This window comes from Flavobacterium psychroterrae (genome assembly GCF_018380615.1).
GTDB classification, from domain to species: domain Bacteria; phylum Bacteroidota; class Bacteroidia; order Flavobacteriales; family Flavobacteriaceae; genus Flavobacterium; species Flavobacterium psychroterrae.
In genome coordinates this window covers 1-22,769 of record NZ_JAGYVZ010000042.1, presented here as the reverse complement: position 1 = coordinate 22,769, position 22,769 = coordinate 1, and the positions used below count along the sequence as shown (strand labels likewise).

Genomic DNA, 22,769 nt, shown 5'->3' with positions numbered 1-22,769 from the left:
CTGCAGAATCTTTTAATGCGAAAATTAAAGCATTTAGATCTCAATTTAGAGGAGTTAGAAATGTAGATTTCTTCTTATTCAGATTATCTAATCTTTTTGCTTAATCCCCAACTTTTGCACCTGATCCAATTTTGACTTTGCCAATGAAATAAAGTTTCACTTATTGCATAGTCATCATACATTGTAGTCGGAGAAAAGTTTTCTTCTGATTTAATTAAGTTAATAAAAAGTAGTTCAGTGTTTAAATTAACATTCTCTGCCACACCTTCTCGACTGGAAGATTTTTTTTCAAAATTACTTAGTCCAAATGCAACTAAAATTTGATCTCTTGTGTATCTCGCATGTAATCTTAGTGGTTGATCATATGGTAATTTAATTTCTATTTCCTTGAAATCAATTCTATCAATTAATATTTCTAATACTTCAATAATTTCATCAACTAAAATTTTATTTTCCCCAATTGCTTTAATGCTCAATTCTAATGATTTAAATAAACCATGATTTTGCCATACATCATAATGCAACATAAGTAACATTGTTTTTTCGTTAGCACTAAAATCATCAAGATGAATATTAAATCCTTGCTTTGCTATTTTAAGAATAAAGTTAAAATAACTCGTTGAACTTGTAGAAAGCCATTTATTACTTATTGCAGAATAAATTTGTTTTTCATTTATGTTTTCAAAATCATCAGTTATTCCTGCTCGTTGACATAATCTTGACCAACTATCTTTTTTATAAATCGTTTCAATAGGAATATGATATAATTCAATGAAATTATTTAAAGTTAATGGTAAATTAGTTTGATGTTGAAAATTTATAATTTTAGTAATTAATTGATTTACATTTAATGACGTAGCTTTTTTAATATTTTCAAGAATTGTTTCTTTTGTTTTTTTCTCCAAAACAATGGAGCAGCCTAAAGGTAAATGAGGAAAATCATCTTCAATTTCTTTTTGAACGGAAGTTGTTGTTTTGCCAATTAATGCTCTGAATTTACTTTCGAAATCATATTCTGGTCTCGAGTTTCCAACAAAATCTAAAACAGTCAAACAATCTTTTCCTTCTGCTAAACGCAAACCACGACCTAATTGTTGAAGGAAAACGGTTAAGCTTTCTGTTGGTCTTAAAAACAAAACGGTATCAATTTCAGGAATATCTACACCTTCATTGAAAATGTCAACTACAAATAAATAATTGAATTCTTTTTTCTTGAATTCTTCTCTGATTCTATCTCTTTCATTCGCATTTTTAGCAGTTAAATAATTTGCTTTTAATCCTGCCAAATTAAATTTTTCAGTCATAAAAACAGCGTGCTCAATGGTCACACAAAAACCGATCGCACGAATATCATTTATGTCATTTAGATATTTATTAAGATTTGTAATTATTTCCCCAACACGAATATTGTTTTTAGTATATAATGCTGTTAATTCGCTTGCTACATATCTACCTTTTTCCCATTTTACATTTGTCAAATCAATACTATCAGTAATTCCAAAATATTGAAATGGACTTAACAGTTTTTTGTTTAATGCTTCAGGAAGTCTAATTTCTGCTGCGATACGATTACAGAAATCATCTAGGATATTTTCATTATCCATTCTTTCTGGAGTTGCAGTTAATCCTAATAAAACTTTAGGTTTAAAATAATTTAGAAAAGGTCTATAACTTGAAGCCGATCCGTGGTGGGCTTCATCAAGAATGATGAAGTCGTAATATTCTGGAGAAAGGTTTAGATCTTTTAGTCTATTATTTAAAGTTTGTACTGAGACAAAAAGATATTCATTAGAATTCGGCTCAATTCCATCAACCCATAAATCACCAAAGTTATTATCTTTTAAAACTCCTTGAAAAGTTGCTTTTGCTTGTTGTAAAATTTCTTTTCTATGTGCTACGAAAAGCAATTTAGAGGATTTATTATTGTTCCTGAAATTCTTGTAGTCAAATGCAGATATTACAGTTTTCCCTGTTCCAGTAGCAGCTACTAAAAGGTTTCTATATCTATTATGAACATTCCTTTCAACTTCTAGTTTTTCAAGAATTTCCTTTTGATAAGGAAAAGGTTTAATATCAAAATAAGCCGTGGTAAAAGTATATTCTTTTGAAAATCGACCTTGTTTAAGAGCATCAACTAATTTTTCAGAATGAATGCTTTCATCGTATAATTCAAAGTCTGCATTTTGCCAATACGCCTCAAATGTTTTTTTAAATTTATCAATGATATGCCCAACTTCTTTAGTCGTAACTTTTAGATTCCATTCTAGTCCATCGGTTAAAGCTGAACGAGAAAAATTCGAGGAACCAATATAACCAGTATGAAATCCTGTATTTCTTTGAAATAAATAAGCCTTTGCATGTAAACGCTCATTTCCTGTATTATATGAAACTTTAACTTCTGTATTTTCTAATGATGCCAAGAATTCGACAGCTTTCGAATCTGTTGCACCAATATATGTAGTTGTAATTACTCTTAGTTTTCCTCCTCTTTCTGTAAATTCTCTTAATTCACGTTCAAGAATTCTAATACCTTTCCATTTAATAAATGAAACTAATAAATCAATTTTATCCGATGATAATATTTCTTTTCGTAATTCGCTTTCTAAAGTTGTTCCTGCATTTCCTCCAGTAAAAAGCCCGCTATGAATTAGTCTAGTGTAAGGTGTAATTTCTTTTAAATGTAGATCTAAGTCTTTAAAATGAGCATCGACTTTTGTAAAAACAGCGTTTAATATTTTTCCTTCTGTTTCAATTAAATCACCTTCAAATTCTTCTTTATCTAATTCATCTCTTAAAAATTGAATTATTTTATTCGAAATTTTTATTTGATTATCTATTAAGTCAATTTCTTTTTGTCTAGGTAGATTTTCTAATGCATATTTGATGACTTTGCCAATATGTTGTGATAATAATTGAGAGGCTTCGGCTTTGTCTATTGAAGTTTTTTTTATTTGAAATGTATCTTTATCTAATTCGTTTATTTTGTAGTTTATCAGTTTGGTAACTAATTCTTCATATAATCCTTGGTTCATATTTCAAGTTTTAAAAATTCTTCAACGATTGGTAAATCTGCTTCTGCCCAATCAAGGTTTAATAATTGTGATCTTTCTAGTAATCTGTAATCTTTATGTTCTGCAAGTTTAATTTCGCCTGAAATATACTGAACGAAGAAAGGAATTAAATTGATTTTAAAAGTACCATAGTCATGAATGTTATTTGTCAATTTTTGCAATACTTCGATCTTTATATTTATTTCTTCTTTTATCTCTCTTTTTATACAATCTATTTCACTTTCATTAATTTCTAATTTACCGCCAGGAAATTCCCATTTTAGAGGTAATTTCATTTTTTCATTTCTTTGTGCAACGAGAATTTTTTCATCCTTTAAAATAATTGCACAAGTAACATTTATGATTTTAGACATTTTAAAATAATGCTATAAATGATTTATAAATACTAATTTGATAACGAAGTTTAATATTAGTGAAATATAATCACATTAACTATTCTTATTAATTTTATAAGTTAAAATACAGCATAAGCAATATTAAAATAATTTTCAAAAGCCTTAAAAAGTAATTCTTTGTCTATTTCAAATAATTCGTTTCTAACATCCCAACCTTTAATATATTCTTCATCGCTTTCGCTAATTTCTTCTCCATAAAGTTTTCGAGTTAAAATGTCGCTTAACAAAACGCTGTTGCAATGAGAATACTTTGGATAGTATTTTTCAATGAATGACCAATAATCAAATTTATCTTCATCTTCTTTTTCTTGAGTTATTTTCTCTTCGGATTCTTTAATTATTTCAAATTCAAGCCAACCCATTGCTTCGCCAATTCCTTTATAAAATGCATTCCTTTCTTCTCGCGAATCAAAATTGTATTTTTTTAAATTGATAATTTTTTCAAAATCGTTTAAAGTTTCATTGTTATGAAATTTCCTTACTTGATCTTTTCCGAAAATTATTTCTGTTAAATATTTCATTTCTTGATAATGGATTTTGTTACTAAAAAATATTTTAAAACATGCTTGATTCAAATGTAGTTTTTAGTCGATAATTGAGCCGCTTACAATTGTCCTCATTTATGCTATTTAAAATCAATATTATTTTAGTTTTGACTTTCTTTAATAAAAAAACACCAATCATTTCTGACTGGCGTTAGTGACAAACCTTTGTCGAGTTTTCTAGTGTGATTTCTCCCTTCGATCGAATGACAAGATTAGTTGAAAAATAAATTTATTTCTCTTTATCCTTCTTCCCCCATTTAATTTTCATTTTTCCTTCGTCATCTACTGCAATTAAATGCAGAATAATTCCTCGGTCGCGAACGGCGTCGCGTTCGGCTTGAGTAGCGAGATTGATGTCGTTTTTTGAGTTTCGGAGTGGGATTGTGAGGGCGAGATTGGTGCCTCGGCCAAAGGAATAAATACCTTCGGCATCGAGGTTTAAAACGCTGGAACTAATGGTGAAATTATTGACATCAATTTGTTCTCCGCGCAATTTTAGCGTGCCGGATAAATCGCTGAATGTGATATTCTTGACATCACGAAACGGAAAAGCAAATTTGCCAATTTTCACAATAGGTTCAAAGTCTAACAAAGCGCCCTGATTGACATTGAATGTCAAATTGCCGTGCATAGAATTCGTGATCAACGAGCCATTGCCGTTTATAAAACCCGTCACATTTGCCTGACTGCTCAATCGCCCTTTGATGTTGCCGGGATTAAATGATGTAACGCCAAAGTTGTTGAACGAGCGCAGGAAACTTGCAATATCAACGCGGTTTACTTTTGCGTTTGATGTAAAAGCAAAGTTTTTTCCGCTTGGTTTTACTTCGCTGTTAAAGTTGATACTTCCGCCAGATGTTTGCAATGATCCGTTTTTAATGACTAATCGTGAATCAATCATTTCTATGGTTGCGGTTGTATTGGTTGCCGTTAATTTATTGTAGTTGATTTTGTCGGCTTTAATGTCGATTACTACAGCACATTTGTCGATTGCAGTTCGTATTTGGTTTGAAATCGTGGTTCTTTTCGTGTTTTTTGCCGTAGATTTCGTTTTTTGTGAAGTTGCCAAAACGCCTAAAAATTGTTTGAGATCAATATTGGGGCAATAGATTTTCCAGTTTACGATCATTTTTTCGGGCGCGTCATAATAAAGGTTCAGGAAATTGTCAATTTTTCCTTCAATAAAAATTGTATTCTTATTGTGTTTATAAGCAATTTGTTTGATGAGTAACGCTTTCTCTGTAAAATCAAGATGAATATTGGTTTTTATGGCATGAACGTTCTTTGGAATATAATGAAACGAAGCGTCATCAACATCTATTTTGCCAATAAAACGTGGTTTTGTAATGTACAAATCGACAATATCAAACTGAAATTTCAGGTTGGCTTTTGCGTGACCATCTGTAAACTGAATCCATTTGTCGTTGCTGATTTCGTTAAGTCTTTCTACATCAAAATCAGAACTTACGTTTCCGGTTGCGACTGGTTTTTCGAGATTATTAATCGCCAATTGCGGAATCGTAAGCGGAATATTTTCATATTCTCCCGAAAAGTGCGTTAATATAATTGCCGAATTGGCATCGTTATAACCTTCTTTTGGTTTAAAATTATTAGTAAAAATGCCTTTGAAATTGCATTTTTTTATTAGTCCATCAGGAATACTTAATTCATTATCTTTTATAATTGCCTGAACTACAATTTTAGGATCTCCTTCGGCATTAAAATCGCCTTGTATGTCGCAATTAACATCAATAGGTTTACTTAAATCGAATCGGTTTAGTTTTGTACTGATATTTGCCGATAACACATTCGACGCATTTTGCCATAAAATAGAAGTCCCAATATTGATCCCGAAAAGCGCATTTCCTTCGGCAAGATTAAAAAAAGCGGTAATATCAAATGAGTCGGTTCCTATTTTTAGATTTCGGGTAACCACGTCAATTTTTTCTTTCTCGGAGGAATACGAAACATTAAAAGTGCCTTTGAGTTCTTTTTCTTTGGCAAAACTTCCGTGTACGGTATTAAATGCTAGACTTTTTATTTGAGTATCCAGAAAAACATCGGTTTGCCAATCGTTTCCGTCATAATCTACTTTAGTATTTAAACTTGCCACATGAAAATCAAACAATTTATGCCCTAATTTGTTGTCTAAAATAAAATGGACATCGTTGAGGTCGATTTGATCAATTGTAGTTTCGGTTTCTGATTTATCTACGGGAGATTTTTTCTTTTTCGGTTTAAAAATATTGGCGTTGGAATATCCGTTTTCGGCTTTATAAACATAAATATTCGCGTTGTTTATCAGGATTTTATGAATGTTGATTTCGTTGTGCAGTAAACTCCAAACATTCAAACGGGCTTCGATTTCCTTGGCTTTTAATAAAGTATGTTTGTGCGTTGCCCATTGATTGTCTTTGAGTTCAACATCTTTTAAGGCCAAAGTAAAATTTGGGAATCCGGTTAAAAACTTATATTGAAAATCGCCAACGTGAAATTTCCCGTTGATATTCTCATTGATTTTAGTGTTGATCTTTCCAATGATTTCGGTTTTATTCCGGCTGAAATAAATCGATAATCCTCCATATGAAATTAATAATAAACCAATAAGCCCTAAAAGAAAAAAGCCAAAACGTCTGGCATATTTTTTAAAACGAACAGATTGAAAAAAGTTTTTTATATGAAGTAAAGTTGTTGTCATCGCAAAGAATTTTCTGGATTATTAAAGATAAGGTAAAAAACTGAGGTTATTCTAAAAAGATGACTGTCAATATATTGTAAATTAAAACTTACAATTTAAAAACATGGGAATCATATAATAAATGACAATGCATTTATAATTAAAACTAATTTAAGAATGGTGTTTGATTAGTATTTAATTTTTAAATTTGTAGTCTAGTTTGAAACGATACAATTCAGACAATAATTTTAAAAGACAAGAAATTATGGCATTAGCAATAACAGATGCTACTTTTGATGAAGTAGTTTTGAAATCAGATAAACCAGTAATGGTAGATTTTTGGGCAGCATGGTGCGGTCCTTGTAGAATGGTTGGTCCAATCATTGACCAAATCAGTGAAGAATACGCAGGTAAAGTAGTTGTTGGTAAAGTCGATGTTGACGCTAACCAGGAATTCGCTGCAAAATATGGTGTGCGTAACATACCTACCGTTTTGGTTTTTCATAACGGTGAAGTAGTAGGTAAACAAGTAGGAGTTGCTCCGAAACAAACCTACGCTGATAGTTTAGACGCTTTGTTGTAATCGTAAGATTATGATTTATATAAAAAAGGTTTGGCGAAAGTCAAGCCTTTTTTATTGGAATAAAATTAGATTGAACATATTTTAAACACATAGGAACATAGCTTTTCTAACGTAATAAAAAGGCATTTCATTTGTTTGAACACACATAGCTATGTGAAAGAAAGGTATTTCTTTTTGGTCTAAAGTTTTTTTGCCACTGATTAAATGATTTTCACAGATTAAAAAAAATCACTTAATCATTTTAATCTGTGGCAAACTATTTTGAGCAATGTCAAATAATAATTAGTGCTAATTCGTGAAATTCGTGGCTAACTTTTTTTATTTTTAACGAATCTTATATTCCTTTAAAAATGAAAATTTTCTACAGCCTTCTTTGTATTCTTGTATTTACTACAATTGGTTTTTCTCAATCTCAGTCAAATAAAAATCTTATTTTGGATAATGGCGTTTCTGAACAAATGGCCATTTTTCGAAAAAAACAAATTTCTGATGTTACTTACGGACTTAGATTTGAAATTCCGCAACAAAAACAGCAGGAAATCAATTCAGATCTTACTTTGAAACTAACAATTTCAGATCTGAGCGAACCTTTGTATCTGGATTTTAAAGAAAAAACTTCAAATATAAAATCAATTCAGGTAAATGGAAAAAATACAGTTATTGTTCATGAAAAAGGACATATCATTATTGCTTCAAAAGATCTAATTTTAGGAAAAAACACAGTTGCGATTTCATTTATCGCAGGAAATTTATCTCTAAACCGTAATGACGATTTTTTATATACCTTATTAGTTCCTGATCGTGCGAGCACATTATTTCAGTGTTTAGATCAGCCTGATATTAAGGCAACTTATAAATTGAGTTTAATGGTTCCTAAAGATTGGTCAGTTTTGGCTGGAGCCGATGTGAAAGAGAAAGTAGAAAAAGGCGATTTTACATCTTATAGTTTTGGAGAATCAGATAAAATGAGCACGTATTTGTTTTCTTTCGTTGCCGGAAAATTTAAAACTGTAACACAGAAACCGGGAAATCTGGAAATGACAATGTTATATCGTGAAAACAATGCAGAGAAATTCCGCGTAAGCGTAGATACTATTTTTAATTTACACCAACAATCATTAGACTTTTTAGAAAAATACACGAATTATAAATTTCCTTTTCAAAAGTTGGATTTTGCTTCAATTCCCGTTTTTCAATATGGCGGAATGGAACATGTTGGCGCGATTCAATATCGCGAATCGACTTTATTTTTAGATAACAGCTCCACAGACAGCGAGAAATTAGATCGTGCAAAATTGATCGCGCATGAAACTTCGCATATGTGGTTTGGCGATTTAGTTACTATGAAATGGTTTGATGATGTCTGGATGAAAGAAGTGTTTGCGAATTTTATGGCAGACAAAATAATGAACCCCATTTTCCCGAAAGTCAATCATAATCTACAATTTATAAATGCTCATTATTCCAGCGCTTACGCCGAAGACCGTTCGTTAGGCACACATCCTATAAAACAAAATCTTGCGAATTTAAAAGACGCTGGCTCACTTTACGGAGCCATTATTTACAATAAAGCGCCAATAATGATGCGCCAACTAGAAGCTTCGATGGGAGAAGAAGCTTTCCAGAAAGGAATCGAAAAATACATTAAAAAATACGCAAACGACAATGCCGACTGGAATAATCTGGTAGAAATTCTCGATGCCGAAACTCCGCTCGACATGCAAAAATGGAGTAAAGTCTGGGTCAATCAATCCGGTAGAGCCATTTTTACAGATAAAATAGAATACGATGCCAAAAACAATATTAAGAAGTTTGAAATAAGTCAACAAGCCGAAGATAAATCAGCGAATGTCTGGCCTCAAATTTTTGATATTGGTTTGGTTTATCCAGATCAGGTAAAAGTTTTCAATGTTAATATTACCGACAAAAATATAGTAGTAAAAGAAGCGATTGGACTTCAAAAACCAATTGCTGTGATTTACAATTATAATGGTTTTGGTTACGGTGTTTTTCCGCTTGACGGGAATACGATAGAATCTGTTTTGAGTTTGAAAGATGAGGTTGCAAGAGCTTCTAATTATATCAATATTTATGAAAATACCTTAGCGGGAAATGTTGCGCCAATAAAAGCTTTTAATTGTTTTATAAAAGGAATTCAGCAAGAAGAAAACGAATTAGTGCTAAAAATTATTACCAATCAGACAAGTTCAATTTATTGGAAATTCCTGACCGAAAAACAGCAAAGCAAAGTTCAGAAGCAACTTGAAAATGTTGTTTATGCGCGTTTACAAGCTAATTTACCAAGCAATATCAAAAAAACATTGTTCAATTTATTTAGTTCAATTGCATATTCAGATTCTGGTAAAGCTCAATTATATGCAATTTGGAATAAAGAAAACATAATTCAAAGTTTAAAGCTAAACGAAGACGATTACACCAATATGGCAATGAATTTGGCTATATTTAAGCATCAAAAAGCAGATGAAATCCTGAATAGAGCCAAAAAAACGATCACAAATCCGGACAAACAAAAGCGATTTGAATTTTTACTTCCTTCTTTATCTAAACATGAATTGGTTCGCGCTGCTTTTGTAAAATCATTAAAAGAGGATGAAAACAGAGAAAAAGAATCCTGGGTTGCTGTAGGTTTGGCAAATATAAATCATCCTTTACGTCAGGAAAGTGCTCAAAAGTATATTAGATTTTCATTAGATTTGGTTGAGGAAATTCAGAGAACAGGAGATATTTTCTTTCCGAAGGATTGGCTGAATAATACAATTGGAAAATACTCATCGAAATATGCTTTTGATGAAGTGCAGCGATTCTTAAAAGAAAACCCTAATTTTAGTCCGATATTAAAACGAAAACTGTTGCAGGCGACAGACGGTTTATACCGCGCACAAAATATTAAAAAAGAAAGTGAATGAAAATCGAATCGGAAATAGAGAAAGTATCCAGTTTTCAGCATCTCGAAATGCTGGCAAATCAGGTTGTAGAAGGTTTTATATCCGGAATGCATAAAAGTCCGTTTCATGGATTCTCGGCTGAATTTGCTGAACATAAAGTCTATAATGCAGGAGAAAGCACGAAACATATCGATTGGAAATTATTTGCTAAAACGGATCGTTTGTATACTAAACGTTACGAAGAGGAAACGAATATGCGTTGCCATCTTATTGTTGATAATTCATCCTCAATGCATTATCCGGAACTGAAATCAGGTCAGCCTTTTTATGAAAAGAAGATTGGTTTCGCAGTTTTAGCAGCGGCAGTTTTAATGAATATTTTAAAGAAACAGCGTGATGCTGTTGGTTTAAGTGTTTTTTCAGACAATTATGAATATTATGCGCCCGAAAAAGGAAGCGATCGTCATCATAGAATGCTGCTCAATAAACTGGAACAATTATTAGAACAGCCAAAAGTCAAAAAAACGACCGATACGATTACGTATTTGCATCAAATTGCAGAGAAAATGCATCGCCGTTCAATGATTATTATCTTTACAGATATGTTTCAGGCCGAAGATGATGAAAAGCTATTTAATGCTTTGCAACATCTTAAACACAACAAACATAAAGTGGTTTTGTTTCATGTTGTAGATAATCAAACAGAGTTGAAATTTGACTTTGATAATACGCCAAGAAAGTTTATTGACTTAGAATCTGGTGAAGAAGTATCGATTTTTGCCGATAATGTTAAAGTTGAGTATGAAAAAAGAGCCGAAGAGTACTTTAAAAAATTAGCTTTGACTTGTGCAAAGAACCAAATTAAGTACGTTCCGGTTAATGTTGGTGATAATTTTGAAAAAATATTGACTACGTATTTAGTTGAAAAACAAAACTTTGGATAATAATTTAAAAATTATTTGAATTTTTTTTAGCAAAACACTTGCAGAAATGAAATTCTGTACTATCTTTGCAACCGCAATAACGCAGAGGTTTGGTAGTTCAGTTGGTTAGAATACATGCCTGTCACGCATGGGGTCGCGGGTTCGAGTCCCGTCCAGACCGCAATATTGGGAAAAGCCTTTCTTTTAAGAAAGGCTTTTTTGCCCAAAAACGGTATCTAAGATTAGTTGTGTTGTTTTGCTACGACTTTGTAACTCGTAGCTGGTTTAGTAGTTAGACCAATGAAAAGCTTTCCACTTTTGTGGATGGCTTTTTTGATTTAAGACGTTTTTGTTTTGAACCATATAAGTGATATAAGTTCATATTAAGATAAAAGTTTACTCACAGACAACATAATCCTAATAAATATCGGGATGCGCAAAATCCGCAAAGTTTAATTTAAGCTTTGCGGATTTTTCGTTTTGGAATTTAAATATGCACCATATAAATTATATAAGTTCATATTAAATTGAACCGCAGAAAAATGCCAGGATTTGCACATTTTAGTTTTTGTACTTACTAACTTTGCGATTTAGCGGTGTAATTTCATTTAAAAACACAGCTTATCTGTTCTTATATCACTTTATGGTTTAAAATAATGCTTTTTTTTGTTCTGTATTTCAATAGAAATCAATTGGTTAAAAATTTATTAATTTTTATTCGAAAAAAACCTTGCAAAACCCAGTTTCTATTGTATTTTTGCACTCACAATAACGCAGTTGGTTTGGTAGTTCAGTTGGTTAGAATACATGCCTGTCACGCATGGGGTCGCGGGTTCGAGTCCCGTCCAGACCGCAATATTGGAATAAGCCTTTCTTAACGGAAAGGCTTTTTTATTTTAGAAAGCTTTCTAAAATAAACTTCAAATAATAAATTCCAAATTCCAATAAGACATATAGTAGTGTTGGAATTTGGAATTTTTTATTTGGAATTTTATTTGCCTACATTTATATATCGAAAGATATTCAATTACTTCAATGGAACATTCCGGTCAGAAACTAGATAGATATTACATCAAAAAAGTAGATGCTGATAAAAAAAGTATTTATTGCCACCACGATTTGATGGGCGAATTGTTTGTGCCTACACATAAACACGAAAAAGCGCAAATGCTCTATGCCGAAGGTGATGTAGTATTCGTAACGACGGAAACCAAATCGTATTTTTTACCGGCAAGACATTTTATCTGGATTCCCAGTGGTGTTGCACACAGCATTGAACCGAAATCTGAAAGTGTAACAATGCGTAATTTATATTTTCCGGTTGAAAAAGACGAAGATATATTTTATAAAAACGAAGGCATTTATCCGGTGAATAATTTACTGCTTCAAATGATGCTTTTCACGAATCGCTGGAATGGTGATCTTAAAAAAGGAACTCCAAATTTTACAATTGCCAAAGCGATCAAAGCGATTCTGCCTCAAATTTGCACCACAAATCTTCCTTTAGAATTACCACAGCCAAAAGACAAACGCCTCAGTAAAATCCTGCGGCATATAGAAAATAATCTGGGAGAAACGATTTTGTTTGCTGAGGTTGCACATCAATTTGGGTATAGCGAACGCTCTTTGTATCGTTTGTTCCAGAAAGACCTTAATATGTCATTCATTCAATATTATACTATTAGAAGAATTCTAAAAGCAATCGAACTTCTGCTTGACAGAAAACTTTCGGTCAAAGAAGTTGCCCAGGAAGTAGGTTATAGTAGTGTACCGACATTCAGTAATACTTTCTTTAAATTCCTCGGGCAACGACCTTCTGATTATTTTAACGGAGAAAATATTCTATAAAACAGATGAAATTATTCTCGCAGATTTTGCTGCTTTGGGAGATTTTTATTTAAAATGTAATTTATCTGCTTGATTTGCTAAATCTGCGAGAGAAAAAAAATTCACGTAGATTTTACAGATTGAAGCAGATTTAGCCGATAATTAATTGAATAAAACTTTAGCGAAAGAAAAATTATCCCCTCGCAGATTTTGGAGATACTTCAGATTTTTTATTTAAGGTAATTTATCTGCTTGATCTGCAAAATCTGCGGGAGAGAAAAATACTTAACGCAGATTTAGCAGATAATTAATTGAATAAAACTTTAGGGAAAAAAAATTATCCTCTCGCAGATTCGGCAGATTTGGCAGATTTTTTATTTAAGGTAATTTATTTGCTTGATCTGCTAAATCTTCGAGAGAGAAAAAATACTTAATGCAGATTTAGCAGATAATTAATTGAATAGAACTTTAGGGAAAAAAAATTATCCTCTCGCAGATTCGGCAGATTCGGCAGATTTTTTATTAAGGTAATTTATCTGCTTTATCCGCGAGAGAAAAAAATATTTAACGCAGATCTTACTGATTTAAGCTGATTTACGCCGATTTATTTTATATAATTTGCAATATCTGCATAAATCCTTTTAAATCTGCGTGAAACCTTTAAATCGCATTTGTTTTTTTAATGTGTTATTATTCAGTATTTTAATATAACGTTTTCGGAAATAAAAATTTTAACATTTGTCCGAAATGAATATGTTATTGACTTTTTAGAATTATCAGTCACCAAAAAAATGCAGGAACTTTGCACTATTAAAATATTTATATATTCATGTTCCTTAAAACAACAAATTCTACAGACGATTGTTTTCTCAAAACCGTGTTAATGTTTCTACTTGTATTGACGTTTAATGGTTTACAAGCGCAGGAAATTCATTCGGTTTCTTTGAATGAAGCAGTGAAACTTGCTAAAGAAAACAATAAAAAAATCCTAAGATCTCAATTAGAGACGACGCTCTCAGAGCAAAACATCAAAGAAAGAAAAGACCTCCGTTTGCCGGATATCGAATTAAACGGTGAATATTCCAGAATTACCAATATTACGGAATTCAAAGGAAACGGTTTCCTGAACGGTAAAGAAGTAACCAAGGCGATTCCTGAAATCTATCAGGTGAATTCTACTTTTAAAATGCCAATTTATGCAGGTAATAAAATTAATAACGCCATCAAAATTGCCAATCAGGAAAATGAAATTGCCAAAATAAAAACCGAAAAGACTGAAAATGATGTCGAGCTTGAAGTTGTGGCAAATTATCTGGCGATTTATAAAATGATGGAACTTCAAAAGATTTTTGACGAAAACATCAAAGAAGAAAAAAGCCGATTGAAAGAGGTGCAGTCGCTTCAAAAGCACGGAACAGTTACTAAAAATGAAGTTATTAGAGCTGAATTGCAACTTTCTGACCGTGAATTAAATTCGCTGACTAATTCTAAAAATATAAAAATCGCATTGCATGATTTAAAAACTTTGATTCAAATTCCGGAAAACGAACAAATCGTGATCGATACGACATCAAATATTGATAAAATGAATGGTTTAGATCCGTATGATTTTTATTTGGAAAAAGCTTTTCAAAACGAAGAAATGAGAATCGCCAGTCAGGAATTGAACATCAAAAAAACCGAATTGCAATTGGTTAAAGGGAATTATCTGCCAACGGTAAACTTCTTCGGGAATTATGGTTTTTATTATCCTAACTACAAATTTTTTCCGCCCAATCCGTATTTGTACACTTTAGGTCAAATTGGTATCGAAGCGCATTTTGATATTTCGGCTTTATATAAAAACAAAACCAAAGTACAACAAGCTACGACACAAATTGAATGGCAGAAAATGCAGTCGGAAATTATAAAAGATGAAATTCAGGATCAGCTATTTAAAGAACATACGCAATATCAGGAAATCCTTGAAAAGTTTGTGGTTGTTGATAAAGCTTTGGATTTAGCCAATGAAAATTACCGAATTGTAAAGTTGAAATACCTTAATCAGTTAGTTTTAATTACCGAAATGGTTGATGCTGATAATGCTTTACTACAGGCAAAATACAACAAGATTTCTACCAAGCTTGACGCGGTTCTAAAACATTATGAGTTGCTTCATACTGCGGGAATAATGCCGAATGAGATTTAGAAGTTAGGAGAATAGAAGAAAGAAGAAAGAAGAAAGAAGAAAGAGAATAGAAGCAAGAGAATAGAAGAAAGAAGCAAGAGAATAGAAGAAAGAAAATAGACATTAGATAAAATTATATGGTAAAGATTAAAAATGAAACTCGCGCAAACAGATCGTTTCATATCATTATAACAGTAATTGCCTGCATTTTAGTGGCAAGCGGAATCATTTTGGGAATTTGGTTTTATGTATTCAATCAAAATCACGAAGAGACAAATGATGCTCAGGTGGAGCAATATGTAACGCCTATTATGTCTCGAATTACGGGTTATGTACAGGAAGTTCGTTTTGATGAAAATCAGTTTGTGCATAAAGGGGATACGCTGGTCATTATCGATAACAGAGAATACAAATCAAAACTAAATGTGGCGCTGGCCGATGTGCAAAGTGCGAAACAAAGCAGCGTTGTGGCAGAAAGAAATGTAGCAACAACAGCAAGTTCAACCGTGATTGGCGAATCACAATTGGCTGGAGCCAAAACTAATCTTTGGAAAACAAAATTAGAATACGAAAGATATCAGGCTTTAGTTAAAGACGAAGCGGCGACATCCCAACAATTAGAAAAAGTTAAGGCAGATTATGAATCGGCTCAGGCACATTTTCAGGAAATGCGTGATCGAATTCAGTCTTCAAATTTAAGTACTTTTCAGGCGCAGGCAAATGTTCCTGCATCGCAAACCAATATTGCGTCGAAACAAGCGGTGGCAGATAATGCAGCATTGTTTCTTTCGTACACCATAATTACCGCACCTTATGACGGTTGGGTTGGTAAAAGAACTTTGCAGCCCGGACAATTGGTTAAAGAAGGGCAATCGTTACTTTCGATAGTAAGTAAAGAAAAATGGATTACAGCCAATTTCAAGGAAACTCAATTGCAATATTTAACCGTAGGCCAAGAAGTTAGAATTCAGGCCGATGCTTTGAACGATAAAGAATTTACAGGAATCATCAAGTCATTATCGCCTGCAAGTGGCGCGAGATTTTCGTTATTGCCTCCGGATAATGCAACAGGAAACTTTGTGAAAATTGAGCAGCGAATTCCGGTTCGTATTCAATTGAAAGAGACTGATAAACACGCTGATTTTTTAAGAGCCGGAATGAACATCACCGTTATCGCTGAGCACAACTAAAATGGAAGATAAAAGTATATTTAAATCCTGGGTTCCTAATTGGGCAATCATCCTCATATTGTTTGTGTGTTTACTGCATTCAATGATTTTGTTGGGTGTTTACAGCTCAAACGTGGCGTATGCGGCGAGTTTTCTGGACATTGAGCCCGAAGATTTGCAGTTTGCGATGTGCGTAACGTACGGAACTTTATTAGCCACAATCCTGATCGAAAGCAGGTTTTCGAATTACTTTCCTGCAAAAGGATATTTAATGTCACTGTATATTTTAATTGCCGTAACGATAGTTTCTTCGGCGTATGTGACAAATTATGCTGTTTTTATTATTTTAAGAGTAGTCGAGGGAATTTTAATGGCTTTGCCTGTGTTGATTCTGAGACAATTGCTGGTCGAACGTTTTAAATCTAAAAATGCCATAATAATTGGTTTTTCATTCTATTACGGATCACTTTTACTGGCAACGCCTTTTATTATGAATATTGCCGTTTGGTTTCTGGATCATTACGATTGGAAATATATGTTGTACGTTTCGGGAATGCTCCAGGTAATCAATGTTTTTTTGATTTTAGTTACTTTTAGAAGTCATAGAATCACAAAGAAAATCCCTTTGTATCAAGTCGATTTTTTGAGTTTTGTTTTGATTTTAACTTCTATTTTAACTGGCGCTTTCTTTTTTGTTTATGCCGAAAAAAAATATTGGTTTGATTCTTCACAAATGATTTTGGCTCTGATAATTTGTCTCATAACTGGCGGATTATTCATTTTTAGACAATTATTGATTAAACGACCAAGTTTTGATTTTGAAGTTTTTAAATATTCAAATTTACGAACTGGATTTCTGTTATTTTTTCTTTTTTATATCGCCAGAGCAACATTAAGTTTATGTCATAGCGCGATGTTCTCCATCTGGAATTGGGATCCTTCACGCGTTGCCGGAGTACAATACATTAACGGATTAGGAAATGTAATTGGGTTAATCCTCGCAGCATTTTTCCTCATGAAATCCATGGCGACCAAATATATTTTTATGATAGGTTTTTCGCTTTTGGCGGTTTTTCATTTTTGGTTTACTTATCTTTTTGTTTCCGATGTTTCATTGGCAGATATTGTAATTCCGTATATTTTACAAGGAATCGCCGTTGGAGTTTTATTCGTGCCTTTGGTTTTGTTTACTGTTTCGGCGGTTCCCACAAAAATGATGACTTCTTCAGGAATTATAGGGGTTTCAGGACGTTTTTGGGGAAGCACAATTGGATTTTGCATCATGCAGAACGTACAAGTATTCCTGAATAAAAAACACTTCCTGAAACTAAGTCAATTTGTTACGGGCGATAATCCTCAGGCTCAGGAAACAATCTCAAAAACAGCGCAGAGTTTCGCGGCAAAAGGATATTCGCTTGACGATGCAAATACATTGGCGTTAAAAAAGGTTTTTAGCAGCGTTGCCAAACAAGCTACATTATTATCTGATATGGAAATTTATACCGTTGTAGGTTACGGATTGTTGGCTTTAGTAATCCTGATAGGATTTAACCAACATTTGCGACACACGGCGAATTTGTTTAAAAAGAAGATTTGGATTAGCTAGGAAAATTAAATTCCAATTTTTGAAATTCCAAATTCCAATAAAAAATATTAAGGATTGATTACCCTTGATTGGTTTGATTGAATGATGTGAAGACCCGTGCTGATTACACGGGTTTTTTTATGAAATATTTTAAACATCACTTCTCAACATTACTATTGAAAATCCTATGGAGATGTATAGAAAAACTGATGCACTTAATAGAAACCATAAACTTTTCTCAATTGGTTTTATTTTTAGATATCGAATTATCAAAATAGAGTTAGCTAAAGAAAAAAAGACAAGTAGAAAAGAAAAGATTAAAGATCCAATACTTCCATAAACGAATATCCAATTATAGTCGATAGAACCTCTAAAATTTTGAACAAGTTTGTGTATTGCGCCACTTAGTAAAAATAAAAAAGGAATTGCAATTGCAAACTTTTGTGTTTGATGAAGATTTTTGTGTTTTTGCAATGTAAGGTTGATAAGTTTTCTTAGAAAAAGGCTTTAGCCGAAAGTTAAGTAATTTTGTAATTATTTATTTTTAATCTTCAAAAACACTTCATTTCTAAACCAATTTTCATCTTCTAGAGTTTCAAAAATTCGTTTAGGAAGAAAGAATGTCTGGCCTTTAGAAATATATAATATATAAAGATCTTTTAATTCAAATACTTTTATAAAATTCTTTATAGGAATTGTGCTTTCGGATATTTCTCCCATTCGAGAAATGATTTTATCTGGAAAAATTTCGTGTTTTCTTTCTTTAAAAATAATTTCATTTTCCTTTGAATATGCAAATCTCCAAAATTGAAATATTATGATTAGTGGATAGATAAATCCAAAAACCATTATGAAAGTATCAGAACCGTCTTTGTTTTGTCTAAAAAGAATGGATATCGAAATCAAAAGTATAAAGGCAAATAACCACCATCGTTTTTTTAATAAAATTCTAATGAGGAATAAGAAATATTCTTTTTGTGTGAGTTGATATTTTTTGGTTTGGATCATTGGTAGTTAGGAAGACTAGATTTTGAGGTTTTTATTTAATAGAAAAATCTAGCAAATCTTTAGGTTCAACATCTAAAGCATTGGCAATTTTTATAAGAGTTTTTATACCTGTTTTTATTTCAGCTCTTTCTATTCTGCCGACTTGATTTTGGGTGATACCGCAATCATCAGCTAAGTCTTGTTGAGACATACCCTTCTTTTCACGTAGTTGTCTGATGTGAATTCCAAGATTTGCAATAAAAGTTTCTTCTGAAATATTCATATTTCAAAAGTGATAAGATTTATTTTTCAATTACACCCATACATGGGTGTAATTTACTATATTTGACCGATCTAAAAAATAAGACAATGACTACAGAAGGTTTTTCTAAAGAGGTTGAAATCAGAATAAAAGATTTTTTTATTGATATTATGGATCCAGAAGATATGGCAAAAACAATACGACAAGTAAATCATATTCTTTCATTATGTGTAATGCGAGGCTGCGAAACGGTAGAATCTGAAATAAATAATATCGAAGACAATTTTTATTGGCTTAATAAATTCGCCGAAGCTTTAGATCCATATTTGGATGTTGAAACGAAATAATTTTTGGTTTTGATTTCGGCGAAAGCCCAGACAAAATAATATTTAAACTTTAAATTATGAATACAAATAACCTTTCAGAAGAAACAGAAGAGAAACTAATTGAGTTTTTCAGTAATACTGTAGAACCTAAAAGTTTTGCAAAAGCATTAAGGCAATTAAGTTATCTAATTGCTCTAAACAAGGTGAGTAAAAGTGAACCGATGTTTTCTCACAAAGAGAATTTAGAAAAAGGTTTTTGTTGGCTGGTTGAATTAGCCGAAATTTTAAATCCTGATTTGGAGGTTTAGTAAAGTGAGGATTAGAAAGAAAGGCTAAATAATCGTTATTAACTTCATTTTCTAAAAAGCCTGTAGAGTTTAAAATTGATACATTTGTAAATAATTACTTAAATAAATAATATAAAATTTATGAATAATAGTATTTTTAATATAAAAACTGATTTAGCTCCTTCAGAATATAAGAATTTATTTGGAGATCCTTTTTGGAATGAACAAGGGAGCTCAAAGGCTAAAAACTTCTACCTTGCGCTGAACGATAAAGAGAAGGCTTTAATGTTAAAAAAGAATTATCTAGAAATGATTAGAAAAGCTAGGGAAAGAAATTTTAATATGGCGGCAGATTGTTTGCAATGGTGGCTAGACGGTACAGGATTTACAAAAAACATTGATTTTAATTGGTTAAGAAAACAAAGGGAAGTTATTGCTGCTGAAAATTTAAATATTGATCGTTTTGGTGAAGAGCTTGAGAAATATGGGAAAACTTTAAAAAAAGAAGGAGATATTGCAAAATATGATGATCATTTTGAGCATCAAGTAAAAGGTGGTGTTTTTGGTGAATTATATTATGCGAGTGGAGATAGTACTTTAAGTTCACATTGTTATTTTAAGATAACTAAAAAGAACAACAACTTTGTAGTAACTGGTATAATAAAACATTTTTGGTCGGATCGATACGATTGGCACAAAGGAGCGTCTGCTTATATTTATGGTTTTGGAAATTCTGGAGATTCAGATGCTTTGTTAGTAGAAAAGTATTGTGGAGCACAGCCATTTGAGATGAAAAGCCAATGGCAAAAGAGTTTTAATAAAACCTTTGAATCAGGGTTTTTAGGAGGCTTGAGTATTAATTTAAAATAAAATAAATGAAAAAAAAGGTATATATAGGATTAGCAATTCTACTAGTTTTATTTTCTGTTTATTATTATTGGGAAAATAGGTATGTAGAACTTCGTGCCGTAATCTTAAATGATGATGTGCACAGATTTAAAGTGTTTAATCGTAAAGTAGTAATTTTTCAAAATGACTTCTATAGAATCGCTGAACGAGATGAGACTCCACCTAATTTTTATAAAAATATTAGATTTGTTTTAGACCATCAGATAGAAGATTATATTGTAAAAGATGGAGTGATTTATATTAAATATAAATATATGAATGATTTGGAAATGATTTGGAATTACACCACTAAAACTAATGATCTAACTTGGATCAAGCAGAAGAAGGAAGAAGATATATTCAATGGAAATGCAAAAATGAAGAAGAATTAGATGGTTTTATTAAGGCATTAAAATAAAAAGATGAAAAAGAAAATATACATATCAATAATAGTTATAGTGCTTTTATTTTCGACTTACGTTTATTGGCAAAATAGGTATATTGAGCTTCATCCGGTAATTTCAAAAAGATATGACCGCCAAATAGTATTGTTTCAAAATGACTATTATAGATTTGCAAAGCCAAATGAGATTTCCCCAAGTTACTATAAGAATATAAAATGGATTTTAGATGATTCCAGTGTAGATTATATTCAAGAAAATGGAGTTATTTATGTTCGAAATAAATTCCTGAACGACATGGAGATGGTTTGGAATTACACTAATAGAGCTACCTCCACGAAGTATTTTGAATTAAAAAAAGAGATGGATAGCATTAATCTTATTAACAAAAAGGAACGGGTAGATTCCCGGAGAGAAAAAATAGAATCTATTTTAAAAACTATAAAAATAGACTCTATTAAATTCTATGGAGATTACGAAAATAAAAAGAATTAGATGTTGTTATTAAGGAGCTTCAACGGTAATTGTTTTTTATTAATAATATTGGCTCAATAAATTAGCAGAAGCTTTAGATTCTTAATTTAGAGGTCTTTTACGTTTCAAGATATTGAAATCTCTTGCTTCAAAATAAATCATTCCTCTAGAATTTTATAAAGAGTTCCAGAGGAACAAAACATATTGTAGGAATGGATTTTAATGCATTCTCCGCAAGAAACTCGACAACTGTGCGCTCACCGTGTGGAGATTCCTGATTCCTCAGAATGACAATATTGGGGTTGCTTTGTGGTGTCCCTTCTGTTCTATCTTTTTAAAGTTGTAAATTTCTGAAAAATATTTTGCAGTGAAGATTCTTAATTTAACTTGTTAAATAAAATCAAAAATTGTTGCTTATCTCAAGAATAAATAGTAACTTTGTAACATATGAAAATAGGCTAGAAATGTTTCGTCGACATTAGCCTATATTCTTTAGATGTGTAACAGCTTAAAAGCTGTCTTTTTTTTGTTTCTTCCATTCCTTTTTTGGCTTGGTAAGAACTCTTGTTGCCGATTTGTAACCGTGAGTAGTTACAAGATTTAATTGTAAAACAAGCACTATGTGTATATGTTTTAAAAGTTTTATACATTGGAGGTCTAAGAAAAGAGTTTATCTTTCAAAGCCTTTTTGTATGAAATGTAAAACGAAAAAATAGTTTAACTAGCTATTTTCTAGTAAGAATATAAAAATGTTTTTCTTGCGAAACGTTAAATTTTTATTCCGCCTGTTAACGCAGGTGGTTCTTTTTTTAAATTACATTACAAAGATATAAAAACAGATACAAAAGTGTTTGTTTTGAGTGTAATTTATAATGATTATAAATAACAAAAAAAATAAATAACCAGTTTTGATGAATGAAATAATAATAGAATGCCCTAAATGTGGGTATAATTCATATAAGGTCTTAAATAATAAGACTAAGAAAGAATCAATAATGACAATATCTAAATGTGAGCCCCAAGGATGTTGTTTGCAAATACCTCATGAAGATGTTTGGCACGAATTTGATACTTTTGCAGAACTTCAAATATACTCAGATGAGTTTTATCAAATAATTGAAATGACTAAAACAGATTGTTTTGATGATTAATTGCTGTCATTACTGCAAAGTGGATATTCTGGATAAAGTGAGCACCTAATTCTGGATAAAAGTGAGCAGTATAAATGAACTCAAAAAGGTGTCTAAAAAGTAGTTTAAAAATATAAAATTATTTTATTCTATTAGTTGTTTTTCT

At 31.7% G+C, this 22,769-nt stretch carries 19 protein-coding genes and 2 tRNA genes; 15 read left to right on the top strand and 6 right to left on the bottom strand.

All coding sequences use genetic code 11. The features are described from left to right. Positions 1–83: 83 nt before the first annotated feature. From KHA90_RS23885 to KHA90_RS23870, 4 genes are all read right to left on the bottom strand, one after another. Positions 84–3,032 carry a DEAD/DEAH box helicase gene (locus tag KHA90_RS23885; RefSeq protein WP_244860578.1) on the bottom strand — a complete coding sequence of 983 codons (2,949 nt, stop codon included), beginning with the start codon at positions 3,030–3,032 and terminating at the stop codon, positions 84–86. Then, on the bottom strand, positions 3,029–3,424 hold the full coding sequence (locus KHA90_RS23880) for a (deoxy)nucleoside triphosphate pyrophosphohydrolase (protein ID WP_244860576.1): 396 nt from the start codon (positions 3,422–3,424) through the stop codon (positions 3,029–3,031). The genes KHA90_RS23885 and KHA90_RS23880 overlap by 4 nt, the downstream gene beginning before the upstream one ends. A 101-nt stretch (positions 3,425–3,525) precedes the next feature. Then, positions 3,526–3,987 (bottom strand): hypothetical protein, encoded by a 462-nt coding sequence (locus tag KHA90_RS23875; protein WP_213307809.1) that lies wholly within the window; start codon positions 3,985–3,987, stop codon positions 3,526–3,528. Between the two features lie 253 nt (positions 3,988–4,240). Next, positions 4,241–6,709 carry an AsmA family protein gene (locus tag KHA90_RS23870; protein WP_213307808.1) on the bottom strand — a complete coding sequence of 823 codons (2,469 nt, stop codon included), beginning with the start codon at positions 6,707–6,709 and terminating at the stop codon, positions 4,241–4,243. A gap of 199 nt (positions 6,710–6,908) precedes the next feature. Between KHA90_RS23870 and trxA the strand changes: the two genes are divergently transcribed. The 9 genes from trxA (at position 6,909) to KHA90_RS23825 (ending at position 17,869) form a co-directional block, all read left to right on the top strand. Continuing rightward, complete coding sequence (gene trxA / locus KHA90_RS23865) at positions 6,909–7,271, top strand: thioredoxin (RefSeq protein ID WP_379785470.1); 363 nt, start codon at positions 6,909–6,911, stop codon at positions 7,269–7,271. A gap of 350 nt (positions 7,272–7,621) precedes the next feature. Beyond that, positions 7,622–10,198, top strand: a complete 2,577-nt coding sequence (locus KHA90_RS23860; protein WP_213307807.1) for a M1 family metallopeptidase — start codon at positions 7,622–7,624, stop codon at positions 10,196–10,198. Beyond that, entirely contained in the window at positions 10,195–11,121 is a 927-nt protein-coding gene (locus tag KHA90_RS23855; protein WP_213307806.1) for a DUF58 domain-containing protein, read from the top strand. Before KHA90_RS23860 ends, KHA90_RS23855 begins: the two co-directional genes overlap by 4 nt. An 86-nt stretch (positions 11,122–11,207) precedes the next feature. Then, positions 11,208–11,281: transfer RNA gene (locus KHA90_RS23850), tRNA-Asp, on the top strand. A gap of 598 nt (positions 11,282–11,879) precedes the next feature. Next, positions 11,880–11,953: transfer RNA gene (locus KHA90_RS23845), tRNA-Asp, on the top strand. Positions 11,954–12,135: 182 nt separating this feature from the next. Then, positions 12,136–12,948: an AraC family transcriptional regulator gene (locus tag KHA90_RS23840; RefSeq protein ID WP_213307804.1), complete on the top strand. Its 813-nt coding sequence runs from the start codon at positions 12,136–12,138 to the stop codon at positions 12,946–12,948. 862 nt (positions 12,949–13,810) lie between these two features. Next, complete coding sequence (locus KHA90_RS23835) at positions 13,811–15,115, top strand: TolC family protein (RefSeq protein ID WP_244860574.1); 1,305 nt, start codon at positions 13,811–13,813, stop codon at positions 15,113–15,115. A 116-nt stretch (positions 15,116–15,231) separates the two neighbouring features. Further along, positions 15,232–16,284 (top strand): HlyD family secretion protein, encoded by a 1,053-nt coding sequence (locus KHA90_RS23830; protein WP_213307800.1) that lies wholly within the window; start codon positions 15,232–15,234, stop codon positions 16,282–16,284. 1 nt (position 16,285) lies between these two features. Continuing rightward, on the top strand, positions 16,286–17,869 hold the full coding sequence (locus KHA90_RS23825; RefSeq protein ID WP_213307798.1) for an efflux MFS transporter permease: 1,584 nt from the start codon (positions 16,286–16,288) through the stop codon (positions 17,867–17,869). A 513-nt stretch (positions 17,870–18,382) separates the two neighbouring features. Here KHA90_RS23825 and KHA90_RS23820 read toward each other — a convergent pair. Both KHA90_RS23820 and KHA90_RS23815 read right to left on the bottom strand, forming a co-directional pair. Further along, on the bottom strand, positions 18,383–18,856 hold the full coding sequence (locus tag KHA90_RS23820) for a YcxB family protein (protein ID WP_213307796.1): 474 nt from the start codon (positions 18,854–18,856) through the stop codon (positions 18,383–18,385). Between the two features lie 31 nt (positions 18,857–18,887). Beyond that, the gene (locus tag KHA90_RS23815; protein WP_213307794.1) at positions 18,888–19,118 is read right to left on the bottom strand and encodes a helix-turn-helix domain-containing protein; all 231 of its coding nucleotides are present in this window, start codon (positions 19,116–19,118) and stop codon (positions 18,888–18,890) included. A gap of 86 nt (positions 19,119–19,204) precedes the next feature. Between KHA90_RS23815 and KHA90_RS23810 the strand changes: the two genes are divergently transcribed. The 6 genes from KHA90_RS23810 to KHA90_RS23785 all read left to right on the top strand — a co-directional run bounded on the left by KHA90_RS23810 (position 19,205) and on the right by KHA90_RS23785 (position 22,624). Continuing rightward, on the top strand, positions 19,205–19,444 hold the full coding sequence (locus tag KHA90_RS23810) for a hypothetical protein (RefSeq protein ID WP_213307786.1): 240 nt from the start codon (positions 19,205–19,207) through the stop codon (positions 19,442–19,444). A gap of 56 nt (positions 19,445–19,500) precedes the next feature. Further along, the gene (locus KHA90_RS23805; RefSeq protein ID WP_213307785.1) at positions 19,501–19,731 is read left to right on the top strand and encodes a hypothetical protein; all 231 of its coding nucleotides are present in this window, start codon (positions 19,501–19,503) and stop codon (positions 19,729–19,731) included. Positions 19,732–19,851: 120 nt separating this feature from the next. Further along, positions 19,852–20,580: a hypothetical protein gene (locus KHA90_RS23800; protein ID WP_213307783.1), complete on the top strand. Its 729-nt coding sequence runs from the start codon at positions 19,852–19,854 to the stop codon at positions 20,578–20,580. 5 nt (positions 20,581–20,585) lie between these two features. Continuing rightward, positions 20,586–20,990 (top strand): hypothetical protein, encoded by a 405-nt coding sequence (locus KHA90_RS23795; protein WP_213307781.1) that lies wholly within the window; start codon positions 20,586–20,588, stop codon positions 20,988–20,990. A gap of 30 nt (positions 20,991–21,020) precedes the next feature. Then, positions 21,021–21,494 (top strand): hypothetical protein, encoded by a 474-nt coding sequence (locus tag KHA90_RS23790; RefSeq protein WP_213307779.1) that lies wholly within the window; start codon positions 21,021–21,023, stop codon positions 21,492–21,494. Positions 21,495–22,468: 974 nt separating this feature from the next. Further along, positions 22,469–22,624 carry a hypothetical protein gene (locus tag KHA90_RS23785; RefSeq protein WP_213307777.1) on the top strand — a complete coding sequence of 52 codons (156 nt, stop codon included), beginning with the start codon at positions 22,469–22,471 and terminating at the stop codon, positions 22,622–22,624. The last annotated feature ends 145 nt before the right edge of the window (positions 22,625–22,769 follow it).